The sequence below is a fragment of the Pedococcus aerophilus genome (genome assembly GCF_039532215.1).
Classification (GTDB): Bacteria; Actinomycetota; Actinomycetes; order Actinomycetales; family Dermatophilaceae; genus Pedococcus; species Pedococcus aerophilus.
In genome coordinates, this window is sequence record NZ_BAAARN010000001.1 from 1093455 (window position 1) to 1111393 (window position 17939).

General features: G+C 70.8%; 16 protein-coding genes. 4 read left to right on the forward strand and 12 right to left on the reverse strand.

What is annotated here, in order from left to right; all coding sequences use genetic code 11:
* Window positions 1-204: 204 nt before the first annotated feature.
* Window positions 205-744, forward strand: a complete 540-nt coding sequence (locus ABD286_RS05105) for a GNAT family N-acetyltransferase (RefSeq protein WP_344190925.1) — start codon at window positions 205-207, stop codon at window positions 742-744.
* 97 nt (window positions 745-841) lie between these two features.
* Here ABD286_RS05105 and serA read toward each other — a convergent pair whose 3' ends face one another.
* The 9 genes from serA to ABD286_RS05150 form a co-directional block, all read right to left on the reverse strand.
* Window positions 842-2428 (reverse strand): phosphoglycerate dehydrogenase, encoded by a 1587-nt coding sequence (gene serA, locus ABD286_RS05110; RefSeq protein ID WP_344190927.1) that lies wholly within the window; start codon window positions 2426-2428, stop codon window positions 842-844.
* A gap of 247 nt (window positions 2429-2675) precedes the next feature.
* Window positions 2676-3704 (reverse strand): ketol-acid reductoisomerase, encoded by a 1029-nt coding sequence (gene ilvC, locus ABD286_RS05115; RefSeq protein ID WP_344190929.1) that lies wholly within the window; start codon window positions 3702-3704, stop codon window positions 2676-2678.
* Between the two features lie 103 nt (window positions 3705-3807).
* Complete coding sequence (ilvN, locus tag ABD286_RS05120; RefSeq protein ID WP_056917201.1) at window positions 3808-4320, reverse strand: acetolactate synthase small subunit; 513 nt, start codon at window positions 4318-4320, stop codon at window positions 3808-3810.
* A 5-nt stretch (window positions 4321-4325) separates the two neighbouring features.
* Window positions 4326-6260 (reverse strand): acetolactate synthase large subunit, encoded by a 1935-nt coding sequence (locus ABD286_RS05125; protein WP_344190933.1) that lies wholly within the window; start codon window positions 6258-6260, stop codon window positions 4326-4328.
* A 286-nt stretch (window positions 6261-6546) separates the two neighbouring features.
* Window positions 6547-7434 carry a zinc metalloprotease gene (locus tag ABD286_RS05130; RefSeq protein WP_344190935.1) on the reverse strand — a complete coding sequence of 296 codons (888 nt, stop codon included), beginning with the start codon at window positions 7432-7434 and terminating at the stop codon, window positions 6547-6549.
* A 177-nt stretch (window positions 7435-7611) separates the two neighbouring features.
* Window positions 7612-9327 carry a dihydroxy-acid dehydratase gene (ilvD, locus tag ABD286_RS05135; RefSeq protein WP_344190937.1) on the reverse strand — a complete coding sequence of 572 codons (1716 nt, stop codon included), beginning with the start codon at window positions 9325-9327 and terminating at the stop codon, window positions 7612-7614.
* Window positions 9328-9436: 109 nt separating this feature from the next.
* Window positions 9437-9961, reverse strand: coding sequence for a SixA phosphatase family protein (locus ABD286_RS05140; RefSeq protein ID WP_344190939.1), 525 nt, complete (start codon window positions 9959-9961; stop codon window positions 9437-9439).
* A gap of 126 nt (window positions 9962-10087) precedes the next feature.
* A complete protein-coding gene (locus tag ABD286_RS05145) occupies window positions 10088-12151 on the reverse strand; it encodes a YhgE/Pip family protein (RefSeq protein WP_344190941.1) in 2064 nt (687 codons plus the stop codon).
* Window positions 12148-12765: a hypothetical protein gene (locus ABD286_RS05150; protein ID WP_344190943.1), complete on the reverse strand. Its 618-nt coding sequence runs from the start codon at window positions 12763-12765 to the stop codon at window positions 12148-12150. The genes ABD286_RS05145 and ABD286_RS05150 overlap by 4 nt, the downstream gene beginning before the upstream one ends.
* An 80-nt stretch (window positions 12766-12845) precedes the next feature.
* Between ABD286_RS05150 and ABD286_RS05155 the strand changes: the two genes are divergently transcribed.
* Both ABD286_RS05155 and ABD286_RS05160 read left to right on the forward strand, forming a co-directional pair.
* Complete coding sequence (locus ABD286_RS05155) at window positions 12846-13520, forward strand: TetR/AcrR family transcriptional regulator (RefSeq protein WP_344190945.1); 675 nt, start codon at window positions 12846-12848, stop codon at window positions 13518-13520.
* A 37-nt stretch (window positions 13521-13557) separates the two neighbouring features.
* Window positions 13558-14679: a PLP-dependent cysteine synthase family protein gene (locus tag ABD286_RS05160; protein WP_344190947.1), complete on the forward strand. Its 1122-nt coding sequence runs from the start codon at window positions 13558-13560 to the stop codon at window positions 14677-14679.
* Window positions 14680-14718: 39 nt separating this feature from the next.
* On the opposite strand, the gene ABD286_RS05165 is transcribed toward ABD286_RS05160, so the two are convergent.
* A complete protein-coding gene (locus ABD286_RS05165; protein ID WP_344190949.1) occupies window positions 14719-15003 on the reverse strand; it encodes a MoaD/ThiS family protein in 285 nt (94 codons plus the stop codon).
* Window positions 15000-16085 (reverse strand): WD40/YVTN/BNR-like repeat-containing protein, encoded by a 1086-nt coding sequence (locus ABD286_RS05170; protein WP_344190951.1) that lies wholly within the window; start codon window positions 16083-16085, stop codon window positions 15000-15002. Before ABD286_RS05170 ends, ABD286_RS05165 begins: the two co-directional genes overlap by 4 nt.
* 78 nt (window positions 16086-16163) lie before the next feature.
* Here ABD286_RS05170 and ABD286_RS05175 point away from each other — a divergent pair, with 78 nt between their 5' ends.
* Window positions 16164-16961, forward strand: coding sequence for a glycoside hydrolase family 16 protein (locus ABD286_RS05175; RefSeq protein ID WP_344190953.1), 798 nt, complete (start codon window positions 16164-16166; stop codon window positions 16959-16961).
* Here ABD286_RS05175 and ABD286_RS05180 read toward each other — a convergent pair.
* Window positions 16949-17887, reverse strand: coding sequence for a 2-hydroxyacid dehydrogenase (locus ABD286_RS05180; RefSeq protein ID WP_344190955.1), 939 nt, complete (start codon window positions 17885-17887; stop codon window positions 16949-16951). The two genes, ABD286_RS05175 and ABD286_RS05180, sit on opposite strands and share 13 nt — an antisense overlap.
* Window positions 17888-17939: the final 52 nt, after the last annotated feature.

The window sequence follows — 17939 nt, forward strand, 5'->3', positions numbered from 1 at the left end:
TGACGGGGCGCCTCGGTCAGCCGTGCACGCGGGATCTCCGCGGCGAGGTGGCTGACTACCGGAACTCGCCGCGGCGGATAAGAATTACGACCCGCTGCGTCATGCTTCGAGATTAGGTGGACGTCCAACTATTTGGTACCCGGTTCCCACTGCGTGAGACACCTCTGGACGTGACCCGCGCCTCATGGGTCCTAGGGTGATCCGGTGCTCCCCGACGGCTACACCCTGCGCCCCTTGTCGCTCGGCGACTCCGCCGCGCTCGCCCACGCGGCGCTGCGCAACCGTGAGCACCTGCGCCCCTGGGAACCCGCACGGCCCGAGACGTTCTTCACCGCCGACGGCCAGCTCGAGGTGGTGCGGGGACGACTGCACCAGGTCGAGCTCGGGTTGTACGACTGCTGGCTGCTGTGGCACGACGACACCGTGGTCGGCGCGGCCAACCTCCAGAACATCGTCCGCGGCGCGATGCAGGGAGCGGACGTCGGGTACTGGGTGGATCACCAGCACCTGCGCCGGGGGCTGGCCGTGGCAGCCCTCGAGCACCTCGTCCAGCGAGGCAACGCGCTCGGCCTGCACCGGCTCGGTGCCAGCACCATGGTCGCGAACCTCCCGTCGCAGGCGGTCCTGCGGCGCTGCGGGTTCATCGAGTGCGGCCGGATCCCCCAGTTCCTCCACCTCGACGGCGACTGGCGCGACAGCCTGCTGTTCAACCTCGTGCTGCACGACGGTCCACCACGCGGCTGACGCTCGGCCTCCTCTCCCGGACACAGGTGTGCCGCCCGCTCAGGACGAGCGGGCGGCATACCGGGGGTGCCGGGACGGCACCGGGCGAACAGGTGGGTCAGCCGGCGAGGTCGACCACGCTGACCTCGGCCCCGACCTCGGAGACGATCGCGCCGAGCACGTCGGCAGGGATCGCGCTGTCGACGGTGAGGGCGACGAGCGCCTGGCCGCCCTTCTCGTTGCGGGCGACCTGCATGCCGGCGATGTTGACCTGGGCGTCGCCGAGGAGTCGGCCGACGGTGCCGATGACGCCGGGGCGGTCGACGTAGGTGAAGAACGCGAGGTGGTCGGTGAGGGGCACCTCGATGTCGAAGCCGTTGACCCCGACGATCTTCTCGATCATCCGCGGGCCGGTGAGCGTGCCGGCGACGCTGACGGTCGTGCCGTCGGCGAGCGTGCCACGCAGCGTGGTGACGTTGCGGAAGTCCTGTGTGGACGGGTCGGTGAGCAGGCGCACCTCGCACCCGCGCTGCTCGGCGAGAAGCGGCGCGTTGACGTAGGTCACCGGGTCCTCGGTGACGTCGGCGAACAGGCCCTTGAGCGCGGCGAGCTTCCAGATCGAGACGTCGTGCTCGGTGATCTCGCCGTGGACGTCGACGTCGAGCTGCACGGGGACGGAGCCGGCGAGCGCGGTGAAGATGCGACCGAGCTTCTCGACGAGCGCGATACCGGGGCGGACCTCCTCGGGAACGGCGCCACCGGACACGTTGACGGCGTCCGGGACCAGGTCGCCACCCAGGGCCAGTCGGACGGACTTGGCGACGGAGACGCCGGCCTTCTCCTGGGCCTCGTCGGTGGAGGCACCGAGGTGCGGGGTGACGACGACCGACTCGTGCTCGAAGAGCGGGCTCTCGGTGGTCGGCTCGGTCGCGAAGACGTCGATGCCGGCGCCGGCGACCCGGCCCTCGCGCAGGGCCTCGGCCAGCGCCTCCTCGTCGACGATGCCGCCACGGGCGGCGTTGATGATGCGCACGGTCGGCTTGACCTTGGTCAGCGCCTCCTTGCCGATGAGGCCGAGGGTCTCGGGGCTCTTGGGCAGGTGCACCGTGATGAAGTCGCTCTGCTCGAGCAGCTCGTCGAGGGTGACGAGCTGGGCACCGAGCTGGCCGGCGCGCTGGGCGGAGACGTAGGGGTCGTAGGCGAGGATGTCCATGCCGAAGCCCTTGAGCCGCTCGGCGACGAGCTGGCCGATTCGGCCGAAGCCGACGACGCCGACCTTCTTGTCGAGCAGCTCGACACCGCCGTACTTGCTGCGCTTCCACGCGCCGGCCTTGAGGGCCTGGTTTGCGGGGGCGATGTTGCGGGCCGTCGCGAGCAGCAGTCCGACCGCGAGCTCGGCGGCAGAGGTGATGTTGGAGGTCGGGGCGTTCACGACCATGACACCGGCCTGGGTGGCGGCGGGGACGTCGACGTTGTCGAGCCCCACTCCAGCGCGGGCGATCACCTTGAGGTTCTTCGCCGCGGCGATGGCCTCGGCGTCCATCTTCGTGGCGGACCGGATCAGCACGGCGTCGACGTCGGCGAGCGCGGGCAGCAGAGCCTCGCGGGAGGCGCCGTCGACGGTGCGGACCTCGAAGTCCGGCCCGAGGGCGTCGATGGTGGCGGGCGAGAGTTCCTCGGCGATCAGGACGATCGGCTTGCTCACAGGTCAGTCCTCTGGGGGTCGAAAGGGTGCGTGGACAGGTGTTCCGGCACCGCGCTGTGCCGCGGCAAGCATACGGCGGCGTTCAGCATGTGGATGCACCGGCTCGACATGTGACACGGTGCCGTTGCTCACGCCGGTCGCTCCCCGGACGACGAAACGGCGGTTGCTCGGCAACCCGGGGGACATTGCTCCCGTGTTGTCGAACAACCGCCGTTTCGCAGTCGTGTCGTGCCGTCCCGCTCAGGCGTCAGCGGGCGGCGGAGCCCTCGACGTAGTCGTTGTCGGAGTCCTTGATCCACGACATCAGCTTGCGCAGGTCCTTGCCCGTGGACTCGATCGGGTGCTGGGCACCCTTCTCGCGCAGGGCCTTGAACTCCGGGGCGCCGGCGTCCTGGTCCTCGATGAAGCGCTTCGCGAACGCGCCGTTCTTGATGTCGGCGAGCACCGCCGCCATGTTCTCCTTGACGCTGGGGTCGATGACCAGCGGTCCGGAGACGTAGTCGCCGTACTCCGCCGTGTCAGAGACCGACCACCGCTGCTTGGCGATGCCGCCCTCGACCATGAGGTCGACGATGAGCTTGAGCTCATGCAGCACCTCGAAGTAGGCGATCTCCGGCTGGTAGCCGGCCTCGGTCAGGGTCTCGAAGCCGTACTGGACCAACTGGCTCGCACCACCGCAGAGAACGGCCTGCTCACCGAACAGGTCGGTCTCGGTCTCCTCCGTGAAGGTGGTCTTGATGCCGCCGGCGCGCAGGCCACCGATGGCCTTGGCGTAGGACTGGGCGAGGTCCCAAGCAGTGCCGGACGGGTCCTGCTCGACGGCGAGGAGCACCGGGACGCCACGGCCGTCGACGTACTCGCGACGCACGAGGTGGCCGGGACCCTTGGGGGCCACCATGAGGACGTCGGAGGTCGCCTCAGGCTTGATGTAGTCGAACCGGATGTTGAAGCCGTGGCCGAAGAGCAGGGCGGCGCCCTCCTTGAGGTTCGGCTTGATGTCGTCGGCGTAGACCTTCCGCTGCACCTGGTCCGGCGTGAGGATGACGACGAGGTCGGCCTCCTTGACCGCCTCGGCGACGGTCCTCACGGTGAGGCCCTCGGCCTCGGCCTTGGCGCGGCTCTTGCTGCCCTCGGCGAGGCCGACACGGACGTCGACCCCGGAGTCGCGCAGGTTCAGCGCGTGCGCGTGCCCCTGGCTGCCGTAGCCGATGACGGCCACCTTCTTGCCCTGGATCACACTCAGGTCAGCGTCGTCGTCGTAGAACATCTGGGCCACGGTGGCCACTCCTTCGGTTGGGATCTGCTGGGTTCGGTTGCGGTGCTTGGTGGTTCAGCCGGTGAGCGCGTATGGCGCGTGCGCCACCGGAGGTGTGGGGTGGTCAGGCGCTGCGCAGCGCACGGTCGGTGATCGAGCGCGAACCGCGTCCGATGGCCACCATGCCCGACTGCACGAGCTCCTTCACCCCGAAGGGCTCGAGGACCTCGAGGAACGCGGCGAGCTTGTCGCGGTTGCCGGTGACCTCGATGGTCAGGGTGTCGCTGGCCACGTCGACGACCTTGGCACGGAACAGCTGCACGGTCTCGAGGACGTGGCTGCGGCTGTGCAGGTCGGTGCGGACCTTGACGAGCAGGATCTCGCGCTGGACCGACGCGGTGGGCTCGAGCTCGACGACCTTGAGCACCTCGACGAGCTTGTTGAGCTGCTTGGTCACCTGCTCGAGCGGGAGCGCGTCGACGTCGACCACCACGGTCATCCGGGAGATCTCCGGGTGCTCGGTCGGGCCCACGGCGAGGGAGTCGATGTTGAATCCCCTGCGGGAGAACAGCGCCGCGATGCGTGCGAGCACGCCGGGCTTGTTCTCGACGAGGACCGACAGGGTGTGCTTGCTCATGGCGCTCACTTCCCGTCCTTGCTCTCGGAGGTGGTCTCCAGGGTGGTCTCTGGGGTGGTCTCGGAGTTGTCGGCGTCCTCGGGCTGGGCGGTCGCCTCGTCCTCTTCGCGGTCCCACTGGGGCGCGGTGTCCTTGGCGACCTGGATCGCGTCGTTGCTCACGCCCGCCGGCACCATCGGCCAGACCATCGCGTCGCGGTGGACCACAAAGTCGACGACGACCGGGCGGTCGTTGATCTCCATCGCGGCCTTGATCGTGGCGTCGATGTCCTCGGGGCGCTCGCACCGCAGACCGGCACAGCCGTACGCGTCGGCAAGCTTGACGAAGTCGGGGATCCGGCTGCCGACCGAGGTGTGCAGGTCGGTGTTGGAGTAACGCTGGTTGTAGAACAACGACTGCCACTGGCGGACCATGCCGAGGCTGCTGTTGTTGATGATCGCGACCTTGATGGGGATGTTGTTGATGACGCAGGTCGCGAGCTCCTGGTTCGTCATCTGGAAGCACCCGTCGCCGTCGATGGCCCACACCGTGCGCTCCGGCTGGGCGACCTTCGCGCCCATGGCGGCCGGCACGGCATACCCCATGGTCCCGAGCCCACCGGAGTTGAGCCAGGCGTTCGGGCGCTCGTACTGCACGAACTGGGCGGCCCACATCTGGTGCTGGCCGACACCGGCGACGTAGACGGACTCGGGTCCGCTGATGGCGCCGATGCGCTCGATGACGTGCTGCGGCGAGACCGCCTCGCCGCCCTCGGGGGTCGTGTAGCCGAGGGGGAAGGTCGACTTCCACCCGGCCGTCTGGGCGCGCCACGCGGCGTAGTCGCCGGCGGTCCCGGCAGCGATATCGGCGGCGACGGCCTTGTGCAAGTCACCGATCACCTCGAGGACGTCGCCGACGATCGGCACGTCGGCGACGCGGTTCTTGGAGATCTCCGCGGGGTCGATGTCGGCGTGGATCACCTTGGCCTCGGGGGCGAAGGTCGACAGCTGGCCGGTGACCCGGTCGTCGAACCGTGCGCCCAGGGTGATGAGCAGGTCCGACTTCTGCAGGGCCGTGACGGCGGCGACCGACCCGTGCATGCCCGGCATGCCGAGGTGCAACGGGTGGCTGTCGGCGACGGCGCCACGGGCCATCAGCGTCGTGACGACGGGGATCTGCGTGAGCTCCACGAACTCGCGCAGCGCGTCGGACGCCTTGCCCCGGATGACGCCGCCACCGACGTAGAACACCGGTCGCTGGGCCGCCGCGATCAGGCGGGCGGCCTCACGGATCTGCTTGGTGTGCGGACGCGCCACCGGGCGGTAGCCCGGCAGGTCGAACTTCGGCGGCCAGCTGAAGGTGGTGCGGGCCTGAAGTGCGTCCTTGGAGATGTCGACGAGCACCGGTCCGGGTCGGCCCGTCGAGGCGATGTGGAAGGCCTCGGCGATGACGCGCGGGATCTGCGACGCGTCGGTGACGAGGTAGTTGTGCTTGGTGATCGGCATCGTGATGCCGCGGATGTCGGCCTCCTGGAAGGCGTCCGTGCCGATCGAGGCCGAGCTCACCTGGCCGGTGATGGCGACGATCGGGACCGAGTCCATGTAGGCGTCGGCGATGGCGGTGACGAGGTTCGTGGCACCGGGCCCGGAGGTGGCCATGCAGACCCCGACCTTGCCGGTGGCGCTGGCGTACCCCTCGGCCGCGTGGCCGGCGCCCTGCTCGTGACGCACGAGGATGTGGCGCACCTTGACCGAGTCGAGCAGCGGGTCGTAGGCGGGGAGGATCGCCCCGCCCGGGATGCCGAACACCGTGTCGACGTCCATGGCCTCGAGGGAGAGCACGAGGCTCTGCGCCCCGGTGACCTCGGTGGGCTGCTTCGCCCGGGCCTCCTGCTGCGCCTGCTGGGCCTTCTGGGCCACCTGGGACGGGCTCGGGGCCGGCGTCGTCCTCGTGTCGCTCACGTCTCTACCGCTTTCGGTTGCGTATCTCGCTCAACTGGATCTGCTCACAAAAAAACCCTCCAGTCCCGGTGCGGGACAACGGAGGGCAGCGCGCTGGCTCTGATCGGTCAGTGCCGGCGCGCTAGGGAAGTACGAGAATTCGTGCCACACGTGCACTCTCCCCCCGCCGCCCCGGCAGTGTCAACGAGCGAGACGACCGGTCTCGCGATCCGGACCTGTCGTCTCAGTCACAGGTCCGGATCGCGAGCGATCACGTCAGCCGGTCACCCCGGCGCGTGGCCGGCGGTCAGTCGCGGTAGCGCGTCCAGGCAGAGGACATCCGATCAGCCTGACCACTGGTGAACGAGGTCATGCAGGCGTCCGAGGCGTAGGACATGAAGTTGGCACGGCAGGCCCCACTGGTGTCGGTGTGCGCCAGCGCCCCGATCCAGTGCCCGACCTCGTGGACCAGCACGTCACCGGTCGAGTTGCGGGAGGTGCCGTCGCCGGCCGTCCCCCGGATGGCTCCGCGGTCGTACCAGACGCCGTCCACGTTCGGGTGAGCCTTCGCGTACTGCGGGAACGTCGACTTGCCGATCAGCCCGTTGCCCTGCGGTCCGTCGACCCCGTCACCGACGAGGTCTGCAACGTACACGTTGAGGGTCGCCGCCCCACCGTCGTGGTGGTTGCGCATCAGCGACTTCGTGCGCTCGCTGACGTAGGTGGCACCGTTGCCGGCGGTGGTGTTGTCGAGGTTCACGCGACGACTGTCGACGGCGATGTTCTTGTAGCCACCGAGAACGAAGTCGAAGCGCGTGGCGACGCCGCCCTGGCCGCCGCTGTACGAGTGGTTGAGCCACTTGGTCTGGTTGAGCGCCTGCTCGTAGGTGAGCTTGCCCTTGCCGGTCTGCCGGTCATAGAAGACCTTGTAGTAGACCTTGATGTCGACGCCCACGGCGCGTTCGGCTGCCGCTCGCGCCGATGGGTCGGCCGCCAGCTCACGCGTCACCTGGGCGACGCCAGCGTCAAAGCCCGGGTCCTCGTCGTGGATGCCCCCGACGTCCGTGCTGGCCTCCGCGACCGCGGACAGCGGTGCTGTCGTCGTGGACGCCTGGGCCGAAGCCAGGGCTCCGATCGGAGCGACGACAGCGGCGGCCCCCGCCGCTGCCAGCAGTGCCTTCATGCGAGTGTTCATTGGTTCCCCCTTGTCCACCCCCGCACGGCGCGGGGGTCGGGGCGAACGTAGGACGGCCAGAGCCACGGTGGAATGGGGAGCACTCCCCACCCACCTAGGCGCCCATACCCACACCACACGGGCATTCCGGTCGCGCTCCGGGCCGACGGACGGCCCGGAGCCACCAGAATCAGGGCATCAGCCGCAGACGGCACCGCCGCTCGCGCTGCCGACGAGCTTGCGGTACTTGGCCAGCACGCCACGCGGGTACTTGGCCGGCGGCGGCTCGAAACCCTCGGCGCGGCGGGCCAGCTCGTCCTCCGCGACGTGCACGTCGAGCCGTCCGTTGGCGACGTCGAGGGTGATCGAGTCGCCGTCGCGGACGAACGCGATGGGACCGCCGTCGACCGCCTCGGGGGCGACGTGGCCGACGCACAGGCCCGTGGTGCCACCGGAGAAGCGTCCGTCCGTGAGCAGCAGGACGTCCTTGCCGAGGCCGGCGCCCTTGATGGCCCCCGTGACGGCGAGCATCTCGCGCATGCCGGGACCGCCCTTGGGACCCTCGTAGCGGATGACGACGACGTCCCCGGCCTTGAGCGTCCCCTGCTCGACCGCGTCCATCGCGGCCCGCTCCCCGTCGAAGACGCGGGCGGTGCCCTCGAATACGTCGGAGTCGAACCCGGCGGACTTCACGACGGCGCCCTCGGGGGCGAGCGATCCCTTGAGGATGGTGATCCCACCGGTCTTGTGGATCGGCTCCTTCATGGCGCGGACGACCTTGCCGTCGACGTCCGGGGGCGCGATGTCGGCGAGGTTCTCGGCCATCGTCCTGCCCGTCACCGTGAGGCAGTCACCGTGCAGGAGACCGGCGTCGAGCAGCGCCCGCATGACGACCGGCACTCCCCCGACCCGGTCGATGTCGGTCATGACGAACTGTCCGAACGGCTTCACGTCGGCCAGGTGCGGGACCTTCGACCCGATGCGCTCGAAGTCGTCGAGGGTCAGGTCGACCTCCGCCTCGTTGGCGATGGCGAGGAGGTGCAGGACCGCGTTCGTCGAGCCACCGAAGGCCATGACGACGGCGATGGCGTTCTCGAACGCCTCCTTGGTCATGATGTCGCGCGCGGTGATGCCGCGGCGCAGGAGCTCGACGACGGCCTCACCGGACTTGCGGGCGAACCCGTCCCGGCGGCGGTCGGTGGCCGGCGGTGCCGCGGAACCCGGCAGCGACATACCCATCGCCTCGGCGACGGAGGCCATCGTGTTCGCGGTGTACATGCCGCCACAGGCACCCTCACCCGGGCAGATGGCGCGCTCGATCGCGTCGACGTCCGCCCGCGACATCAGGCCGGCGGCGCAGGCACCGACGGCCTCGAAGGCGTCGATGATCGTGACGGTCTTCTCCGAGCCGTCGGAGAGCTTGGCGATTCCCGGGAGGATCGAGCCGGCGTAGAGGAACACCGAGCTCAGGTCGAGGCGGGCCGCGGCCATGAGCATGCCGGGCAGCGACTTGTCGCAACCGGCGAGCAGGACCGAGCCGTCGAGCCGCTCCGCGTTCATCACCGTCTCCACCGAGTCGGCGATGATCTCCCGGCTGACGAGCGAGAAGTGCATCCCCTCGTGACCCATCGAGATGCCGTCGCTGACGGAGATCGTGCCGAACTCCAGCGGGTAGCCACCGGCCGAGTGCACCCCGTCCTTGACGGCCTTGGCGAGCCGGTCGAGCGACAGGTTGCAGGGGGTGATCTCGTTCCAGGAGCTGGCCACCCCGATCTGCGGCTTGACCCAGTCGTCATCGCCCATCCCCACCGCGCGGAGCATCCCGCGGGCCGCGGTCTTCTCGATGCCGTCGGTGACGTCGCGGCTGCGCGGCTTGATGTCGACGCCGTTGGTGGTGGGCTCGGTGGTCGTCATGGTCGCAGTCTAGGACCGCGGTCCAGCACGTGGGACGTGGGTCTCAGGTGCCGGATCACCTTCCCGCACAGCAGGTATGCCGCGCCGCGGGGTGCGTCCGCGCCATACGTCATCCCCGCGCGACGTGGCACCGGTCGAGCTCGGCGGTCCCGAAGCCCAGGCCCGACCAGGGACCGGCGTACCGCAGCACCGCCACCGTCGAGGTCGGGAAGCCGGCCGCGAGGCAGTCGTGCGCCTGCAGCGAGCCGTTGCCTTCGGCAAGCCCGCTCGCGAGCGCCGCCATGGTCGGGTTGTGGCCGACGACGAGGACCACCTGGGCCTCGCCCGCGGACTCGCGCACGACGCGCAGGACCGACTCGGAGCCACCTGCGTAGACGGTGTCGTCGTACTCGACGGTCTCGCCGCAGGCACCGCCCTCCTCCGCCGCCTCCCAGGTCTGGCGCGTGCGGACCGAGGTGGAGCACAGGACCAGCTCGGGGCCCAGGCCGTGCTCGTGCAGCCAGGCCCCCGCCGTGCGGGCGTCGCGGCGGCCCCGGTCGGTGAGCTCGCGGTCGTGGTCGGGCTTGCCGAACCCCTCCTCCGCCTTCGCGTGACGGAACAGGATCAGGACCTTGTCATCGCTGGCCAGGGTCATACCCCGAGCATGGCCCTGTCGGGGCCGTTCAGCCAGTCTTGACAACCGCGCCGGGGACGGAGAAACCGCGACGACCAGGACTCCCGCCGGGTGGTCCGGCTGCTCGCGTCCCGCGCCCGGGCCTGCCTAGATCGCGAGCTCGGGCTTGATGCGCAGGGCCGACCACCGACCGGCCCTGTGCGCCGCCCAGGTGGCCACGGCGAAGGCTGCGACGAACCACGCGAGCAGGACCGCGAGGTCCAGGGCGAGGGGCGCGAGCGATCCCCCGTACATGAGTCGACGCACGCCGTCGACGGCGTAGCTCATCGGCAGCACGTGGTGCAGCGGGTGCAACGGCTCGGGCAGGGTCTGCCACGGGAACGTCCCGCCGGCACTGACCAGCTGCACCACCATGAGCACCAGCCCGAGGAACTTGCCCGGCGCACCGAACCGCGCTGCGAGGGCGTGCAGCACCATGACGAACGTGGCCGACACGGCGACCAGATACCCGATCAAGGCGAGGGGTCGCGCCACGTCGATGCCGACACCCCGGGTGACGATCGCGAAGACGAGGACTGCCTGCACCAGCCCGAGCAGAGCCGGTGCCAGCCATCCACCCAGGGCCGTGCGCCAGCTCGGTTGCCCTGTCGCGAGGGCCCTCGACGAGAGGGGCTTGAGCAGGAGGAAGAGGACGTAGGCGCCGATCCACAGCGACAGGCTGAGGAAGAACGGAGCGAGACCGGCGCCGTAGCTGGCGGCGGAGGCGAGTGAGTTCGCCTGCACGCCAACAGGATTGCCGAGCGTCTGCGCCACGGCCTTGCGCTGGTCCGCACTCGGGTCAGGGATTGACTTCAGGCCCTTGGCCAGCCCGTCACGCAGGGACGCGGCCCCGGTCGAGAGCTGGTCGAGTCCGTCTGCGAGCTTGTTCGCACCGGTCCCGAGCCGGCTCGCACCGGACAGCGCCTGCTCCTGTCCGGCGACCAGCTTCGTGGCGCCTGCAGCCAGCGCCCGGTTGCCGCTCGCGAGGTCATCGGCCCCCGTGGAGAGTGTGGCGCTCCCGGTGGCCGCCCGGTGGATGCCGGTCTGCAGCGGACCTGCCGCCGCCGCCAGCCGGTCCGCACCGGTCGCGACCTGTGCGGCCCCGCTCGAGAGCCGGTCGAGTTGACCCGACGCGGTCTGGACGCGGGCGTTCGCATCCTCGATCGGACCACTGGCCCGCGTGGCGGCCGCGAGGACCTGCTGCACCTGGTCGTCGGTGAAGCCCGCTTCCCGCAACCTGTCGGCGAGGTCGCCCTGGGCCGAGGTGAGGGTGCTGGCGAGGTCCTTGGAGGCTGCAGCCACCTGCCTTCCGGCTTCAGCCACCCGGGCGTTGCCGTCGGCCACCTGTTGGGCGCCCTCGGCGAGCCTGCGCGTGTCGGCCGGGAGGGTGCTGGTGCGGCTGTCGAGGGTGGCCAACCCCGACCCCAGGGCGCCTGCCCCGGTCGCGAGGCGCTCCGCCCCGGACGCCGCCTCGGTCGCCCCCGACGACAGCTCCCGCGTTCCACCGAGGAGCTTCTCCTGCCCGGCTCGCAGACTGCCGGCCCCGGTGGCGAGCTCACGCGCGCCCCTGTCGGCGTCCGCGAGGCCGGACGCAAGTGTGCCGGCACCGTCGACGGCGTCGGCAACCTTGCCGTGAATCGTCGTGAACCCGGTGAGCAGCTGGTTGGCCGCGGTCGAGCTCACCTGCGACGCAACACTTTTCGTGACCTGGGCGGCCACCTGGTTGGCGATGGTCCGGGCGAGGTAGTTGTTGGCGTCGTTCGTCACGACCTGGAGCTTCGCCTGACGGGGCGTGAACTCTGCGCTCGAGGCGAGATCGGCCGAGAACTCCTTCGGGACGATGACCGCGAAGTCGTACTCCCCGCCCTCGACGCCGGTCCTCGCCGCGGCCTGCGTGACACGGTGCCAGTCGAAGCTCCGTGAGTCGACCAGGGAGGTGGCGACCTGGTCGCCGACCTCGAGGCGCTCGCCGTTGGCGAGGGTCGTGCCGGCGTCCTCGACGACGACTGCGGCGGGGACGCGGTCGAGGTTCCCGTAGGGATCCTTGTTGGCGTAGAGGTAGAGGCCGCCATAGAGCGTCGGCACGAGGACGAGGGTCGCGAGGGCCGCCCTCGGCAGCCGACCCGCGGTGACCCGGCGCAGCTCGGTGAGCGCCAGGCGCAGCGCGGTCATCGAGACACCCCCAGCTCGTAGGTGGCCGGTACTGCCAGCTGTCGCGCCGTCGCGTGCGTGACCTGCACGACCACGGTCAGTCCGTCGGCAGCCAGCCGCTGCGCCGCGCCATACCAGTCGTTCGGGTCTCCACCGAAGCGGTCGGGAGCCGCCACGACCAGCACGCGGGTGGCGGCTCGGGAGGCAGCGGCGTGCATGAGCAGGACCGTGCGCACGGAGGGCAGGAGCGCCTCGAACCGCGCGCCCGCCTCTTCGACCCCGTGTCCGCCGAGGAAGGCCCGGGTCGCGGCGCGACCCGCGGGCCGTCCGGCGAGCGCAAGCTGTTCGGCCACTGCGGCGCGGACCGAGACGGCGTCCTCGGGCGCAGTGACGCCGGGGACGTCGACGAGGGCCACGTGTCGTCGGCGCAACGTCTCGTCCTCGTCAGCATCGAGGGTGACGGTCCCGCTGGACAGCGGCACCCTCCCTCCGAGAGCGAGCGCGAGTGCTACGTGGCCGTAGCCGGGGTCTCCGGCGATCACGGTCACGTTGCGAGGTCGGGCGTGCACGTCCGTGGGGAGCAGCAGTGGGGCGTGCAGCCCGGCGACCCCCACGCGATCCGCAATGAGTTCCATGCGTCCAGCCTTCTCCTGCCGCGGGGCCACGGCGTTTCGATACATGTATGTATTCGATACAGAAGTGTATTCTTGCGGCCATGCCCGTCGCCACCCCCGGGGCCGTGAGCCCCGACACGTCGCCCCCGCGCCGCACCGCCCGCCGGGAGGCCACCCGCGCCCGCCTGCTCGCCGCCGCCGAGACCGTGTTCGCCGAACGCGGGTTCCACGGCTCCAGCGTCGAGGACCTCTGCGATCGCGCCGAGTTCACCCGCGGGGCGTTCTACTCCAACTTCGGCTCCAAGGACGAGCTCGTCCTCGAGCTGTATGCCGCTCACGCGGCCGCGCTGCGCCGCCGGATCGCCGAGGTGGCCGAGGAGCCCGGACTCTCGCTCGAGGAGGTGCTCGACCGGGTGTTCGACGTCTGGACCGCCGAGCCCGAGGCCCGACGTCGGTGGCACCTGCTCACCAGCGAGTTCGCCCTGCACGCGCTGCGGGACGACGACGCGCGACGTGCCTGGGCAGCGGCCCAGGAGGCCATCCGGGAGGAGCTCACCCAGCTGGTCGACCGGATCGCCGCGGCCCGGGGGCTGCGGACGTCGGTCCCCACGGCTGACCTGGTCCGCGTGATCAGCACCGTCTTCCAGGGAGGTCTGGGCCAGCACCTGCTGGACCCCACGCACGTCCAGGCGGGTTCGCTCGAGCGCACCTTCGTGCCCCTGCTCGTCCGGGCGGCCACCGACGTCGACGAGGCGCCGGAGGTGTCGTCGAGCTGAACCGGGGCCGACGAGGGCGACCGCTACCCTCGCCCCCATGGACGCCCGTACCGATCCCGCGCCCCCGATCGTCGACGTACCGGCTGCCACCCCGACGGACCGGGCCTGGCTGGACGAGGCGGTCCGGCGGATCCAAGCCGACGCGAACCGCAGCGCCGACACCCACCTCGTGCAGATCCCGGTACCCGGCCTGCCCGAGGTCGACGTCTACCTCAAGGACGAGTCGACGCACCCCACGGGAAGCCTCAAGCACCGGCTCGCCCGGTCGCTGTTCCTCTACGCCCTGTGCAACGGCGAGCTCCGCGAGGGCACCACTGTCATCGAGGCGTCGAGCGGATCGACAGCGGTGAGCGAGGCGTACTTCGCACGGATGCTGGAGCTTCCGTTCATCGCGGTCATGGCACGCACCACCAGCGCCGAGAAGATCGCCCTCATCGAGCGCGAGGGCGGGCAGTGCCACCTCGTCGACGATGCCGGCGAGGTGTACGACGTGGCCCGCAAGCTCGCTGTCGAGCGCGCAGGCCACTACCTCGACCAGTTCACGTACGCCGAGCGCGCGACCGACTGGCGGGGCAACAACAACATCGCCGAGTCGGTGTTCGAGCAGATGGCGCTGGAGCGGCATCCGGTCCCCCACTGGGTCGTCGTCGGCGCCGGGACCGGCGGGACGAGCGCGACGATCGGGCGCTACGTCCGCTACCGCGGCCTCGCCAGCAAGGTCTGCGTGGTCGACCCCGAGCGCTCGGCGTTCCTGCCCGCCTTCCGCGGCGACGACGCCGGGGTCGCCGCGGCCTGCGGTTCACGGATCGAGGGCATCGGGCGCCCTCGCGTCGAGCCCAGCTTCGTACCGACCGTCGTCGACCGGATGATGCTCGTACCGGACGCCGCGTCGGTGGCGGCGATGCGCTTCCTCAACGACCGCACCGGCCGTCGCGCGGGAGCCTCGACGGGCACCAACCTCTACGGAGTGCTCCGGCTCGGCTGCGAGCTCACGGCGCGGGGTGAGAGCGGCAGCATCGTCTCGCTGCTGTGCGACGGCGCAGAGCGGTATGCCGCGACGTACGACGACGACGCATGGCTCGCCTCCCGGGGCCTGGACCTCGCGCCGTACACCGCTGTCCTGCAACGCGCCTGGGACGACGGGGTCTGGACCGGCTGAGCCGGCTCCGCCGCACACCTGCTCCCGGCCCGGTTCCTCTCAGCCCCCGGAGACGGCGTTGATCACGTGGATGGTGGCCTGCGGGCCGACCTCGGTGCGGACGCCGTCGGCCCGCTTGGCGTCCTCGCCGTCGACGAACACGTTGACGTGGCGGCGGATCTCGCCGCGCTCGTCCCGGATCCTCGAGGCGAGGATGGGCCATGGCTCGAAGGCGGCGTCGAGGACCTGGGACAACGGTGCCGGCGCCCCGAGCTCGACCGGCAGCTCTGCGGCACCGTCGGCGAGGTCGCGCAGCAAGCCGGGCAGGACGACCCGCGCGGTCACGGGAGAGTCACCGCCCGCACGCACAGGACGTCGGGGAGCTGCTCGACGATCCGGGTGAAGGACTCGCCGCCGTCCGTCGTGGCGTAGACCTCTCCGTTGCGTGTGCCGACGTAGAGGCCCGGCTCGTCGGCGGTGTCCACCCCTGCGGCATCGCGAAGAACGTTGGTGTAGCTGGGTTTCGGCAACCCGGCGTTCTGGGTGTGCCACGTCGCCCCGGCGTCGTCGGTGCGTTGGAGCTGCAGGGTCGCCGCGGGTGGGATCCGCTCGCCGTCGGAGGCGATCGGCACCAGCCACAGGGTGTCGCCACGGCTGGGGTGGGTCACCGCCGTCATGCCGAAGTTGGTCGGCAGACCGGCCTCGATCGAGGTCCAGGTGACGCCGTCGTCGTCGGACCGGTAGACGCCTTTGTGGTTCTGCGCGTAGAGACGGGTCGGGGTGGCGCTGTCGCGGGCCACCTTGTGGACGCACTGCCCGAACTCGGGCCACTCGTCGTGCGGCTGGAAGTAGGCGTGGATCCCGGTGTTGCCCGGGGTCCAGGACCGTCCGCCGTCCCGGGTGTTGTAGACGCCGCCGGTGCTCATCGCGACGAGCATCGAGTCGGCGTCGGCCGGGCTGGGGAGCACCGTGTGGATCGCGCCGCCCCCGAAGCCCTCGCCCCACTCGGGTCGGTGCGGGTGGTCCCACAGGCCACGGTTGAGCTCGAAGGTCTCACCGCCGTCGGCACTGCGCCACAGCCCCTGCGGCTCGGTGCCGGCCCAGACGACCTGCGGGTCGTGCGGGTCGGCGACGAGCTGCCAGGTGGCCTTGAGCGCAGTGTCCGTGTCCTCCGGGAACCGGATCGATCCCTCGGGGTGCTCGACCCACGTGGCCCCCAGGTCGTCGGAGTGCTGGAGCGACGGGCCCCAGTGCGAGGAGCGAAACCCCACGACGATCCGCGCGGTCTCGCGCCGGGTGTCGAACAGGAGCGAGAGCACCTCGCTCATGAGGAAGTGGGGGCCGTCGACCTGCCAGGTCCGACGGTCCTCGCTGCGGGCGAACCACAGCCCCTTGCGCGTTCCGATGCCCACGATCGTCTGTGTCATGCCCCCCATGGTGGCACTGACGGGTGTCGGTGTGACCAGCCATGATGGGACGAGTTGGAGCAGATCGAGGAGGCAGCCGTGAGCGGACCACGACCTGGCGAGCTGGTGTTCGAGGACGACTTCGACGACGGGTCCGGCGGTGGGCTCGACCGGGTCCGCTGGCTCCCGCACTACCTGCCGCAGTGGAGCTCGCGGGCTGCGACGGCGGCGACGTGGGAGGTGCGTGACTCGTGCCTGCACCTGACCGTCGCCCCCGACCAGGCGATGTGGTGCCCCGACGTGCAGGACGACCCACCGTTGCGGGTGTCCGGGGTCCAGTCGGGCGTGTTCTCCGGGCCGGTCGGGAGTCGTGTGGGACAGCAGCCGGTCGACGGCCGCAGCGTCGTCCGCGAGGAGCAGGAGGCGTGGTGGGGCTGGACCCCCTACCTCGGCCGGTTGGAGGTGAGGGCGCGCATGTCGCTCAGCCCGAGGTCCATGGCGGCCTGGTGGTTCGTCGGGCTCGAGGACTCACCGGAGCGCTGCGGTGAGCTCTGCGTGATGGAGGTGTTCGGCCGCTCGGTGTCGGGCACCAGTGCCGAGATCGGTATGGGGGTGCACGCGTTCCGCGATCCCGCCCTGAGTGAGGACTGGGCTGCCCCGCGGCTCGAGCTCGACGTCAGTGAGTTCCACGTCTATGCCGTCGACTGGCGCCGAGGCTCTGCGGACTTCCTCGTGGACGGGGTGGTCGTGCGCTCGGCCGACGTCGCACCGGACTACCCCGTGCAGAGCATGCTCGCCGTGTTCGACTTCCCGACGTGGGCCACCCCCGCTGACGAGCAGGAGGCAGCCCACGTGCCGGAGCTCGTCGTCGACTGGGTGCGCGGCTACGCGCCCTGACCCTGCTCCCGGACGATGTTGCGCAGCGGTCGCCCCGCCGCATACGCCCCGAGCTGCTCGCGCAGCAGGCGCACCGCCCGCGGCTTGAACGCCGTCGAGGCGCCACCGACGTGAGGCGTGATGAGGACCCCGGGGACCGACCACAGCGGGTGTCCCTCGGGAAGGGGCTCGGGGTCGGTGACGTCGAGCGCCGCCCGCAGGCGACCAGCCCCGAGGTGCTCGACGAGGGCGTCCGTGTCCACGACGCCGCCGCGGGCGACGTTGACCAGGAGCGCACCGTCGGGCATTGCGGACAGGAACGCGTCGTCGACGAGCCCCGCGGTCGCCGGGCCGAGGGGCACGATGACGACGACGACGTCGTGCTCGGGCAGCAGGCTCGGCAGCTCGTCCACCCCGTGCACCGAGCGGACCAGGTCGTCACCCGCCCGCGCGGTGCTCGCGACAGCGGTGAGCTCGACCTCGAAGGGGGTGAAGCGGGCGGCGATGGCGCGTCCGATGGAGCCATAACCGAGGATGAGGACGCGCTTGTCCGCGAGCGCCTGGTGGATCGAGCCCGGCAGCCAGCGCCCCTCCTGCTGGGCCGCGTGGAAGTCGGGGAAGTCGCGCAGCGAGGCCAGCGTGAGGGCGAGCGCCAGCTCTGCGGTCGACGCGTCGTGCACCCCGGCCGCGTTGGCCAGTCCCACCCCTTCGGGCAGCACAGCGGCGATGTCCTCGTACCCCGCCGTGAGCGTCTGCACGAGCTCCACGGACGGCGCGTGCCGGATGTTGGGCAGCAGCGGCCCGGCCCCCATGTACGGCGGGACGACGACCTTGACCTCGTCGGCGCGCTCCGGCGGCCCGGCCATGTCCCACACCGCGAGCTCGAGCCCGGGGACCGGCCCGACCGCGTCGATCCAGTCCTGTCCCGGCAGCGTCACGAGCGTCATGGCCCCCACGCTAACCGCCTCCCCGCGGCCACTGCGCGCCGTCCCACCGGCG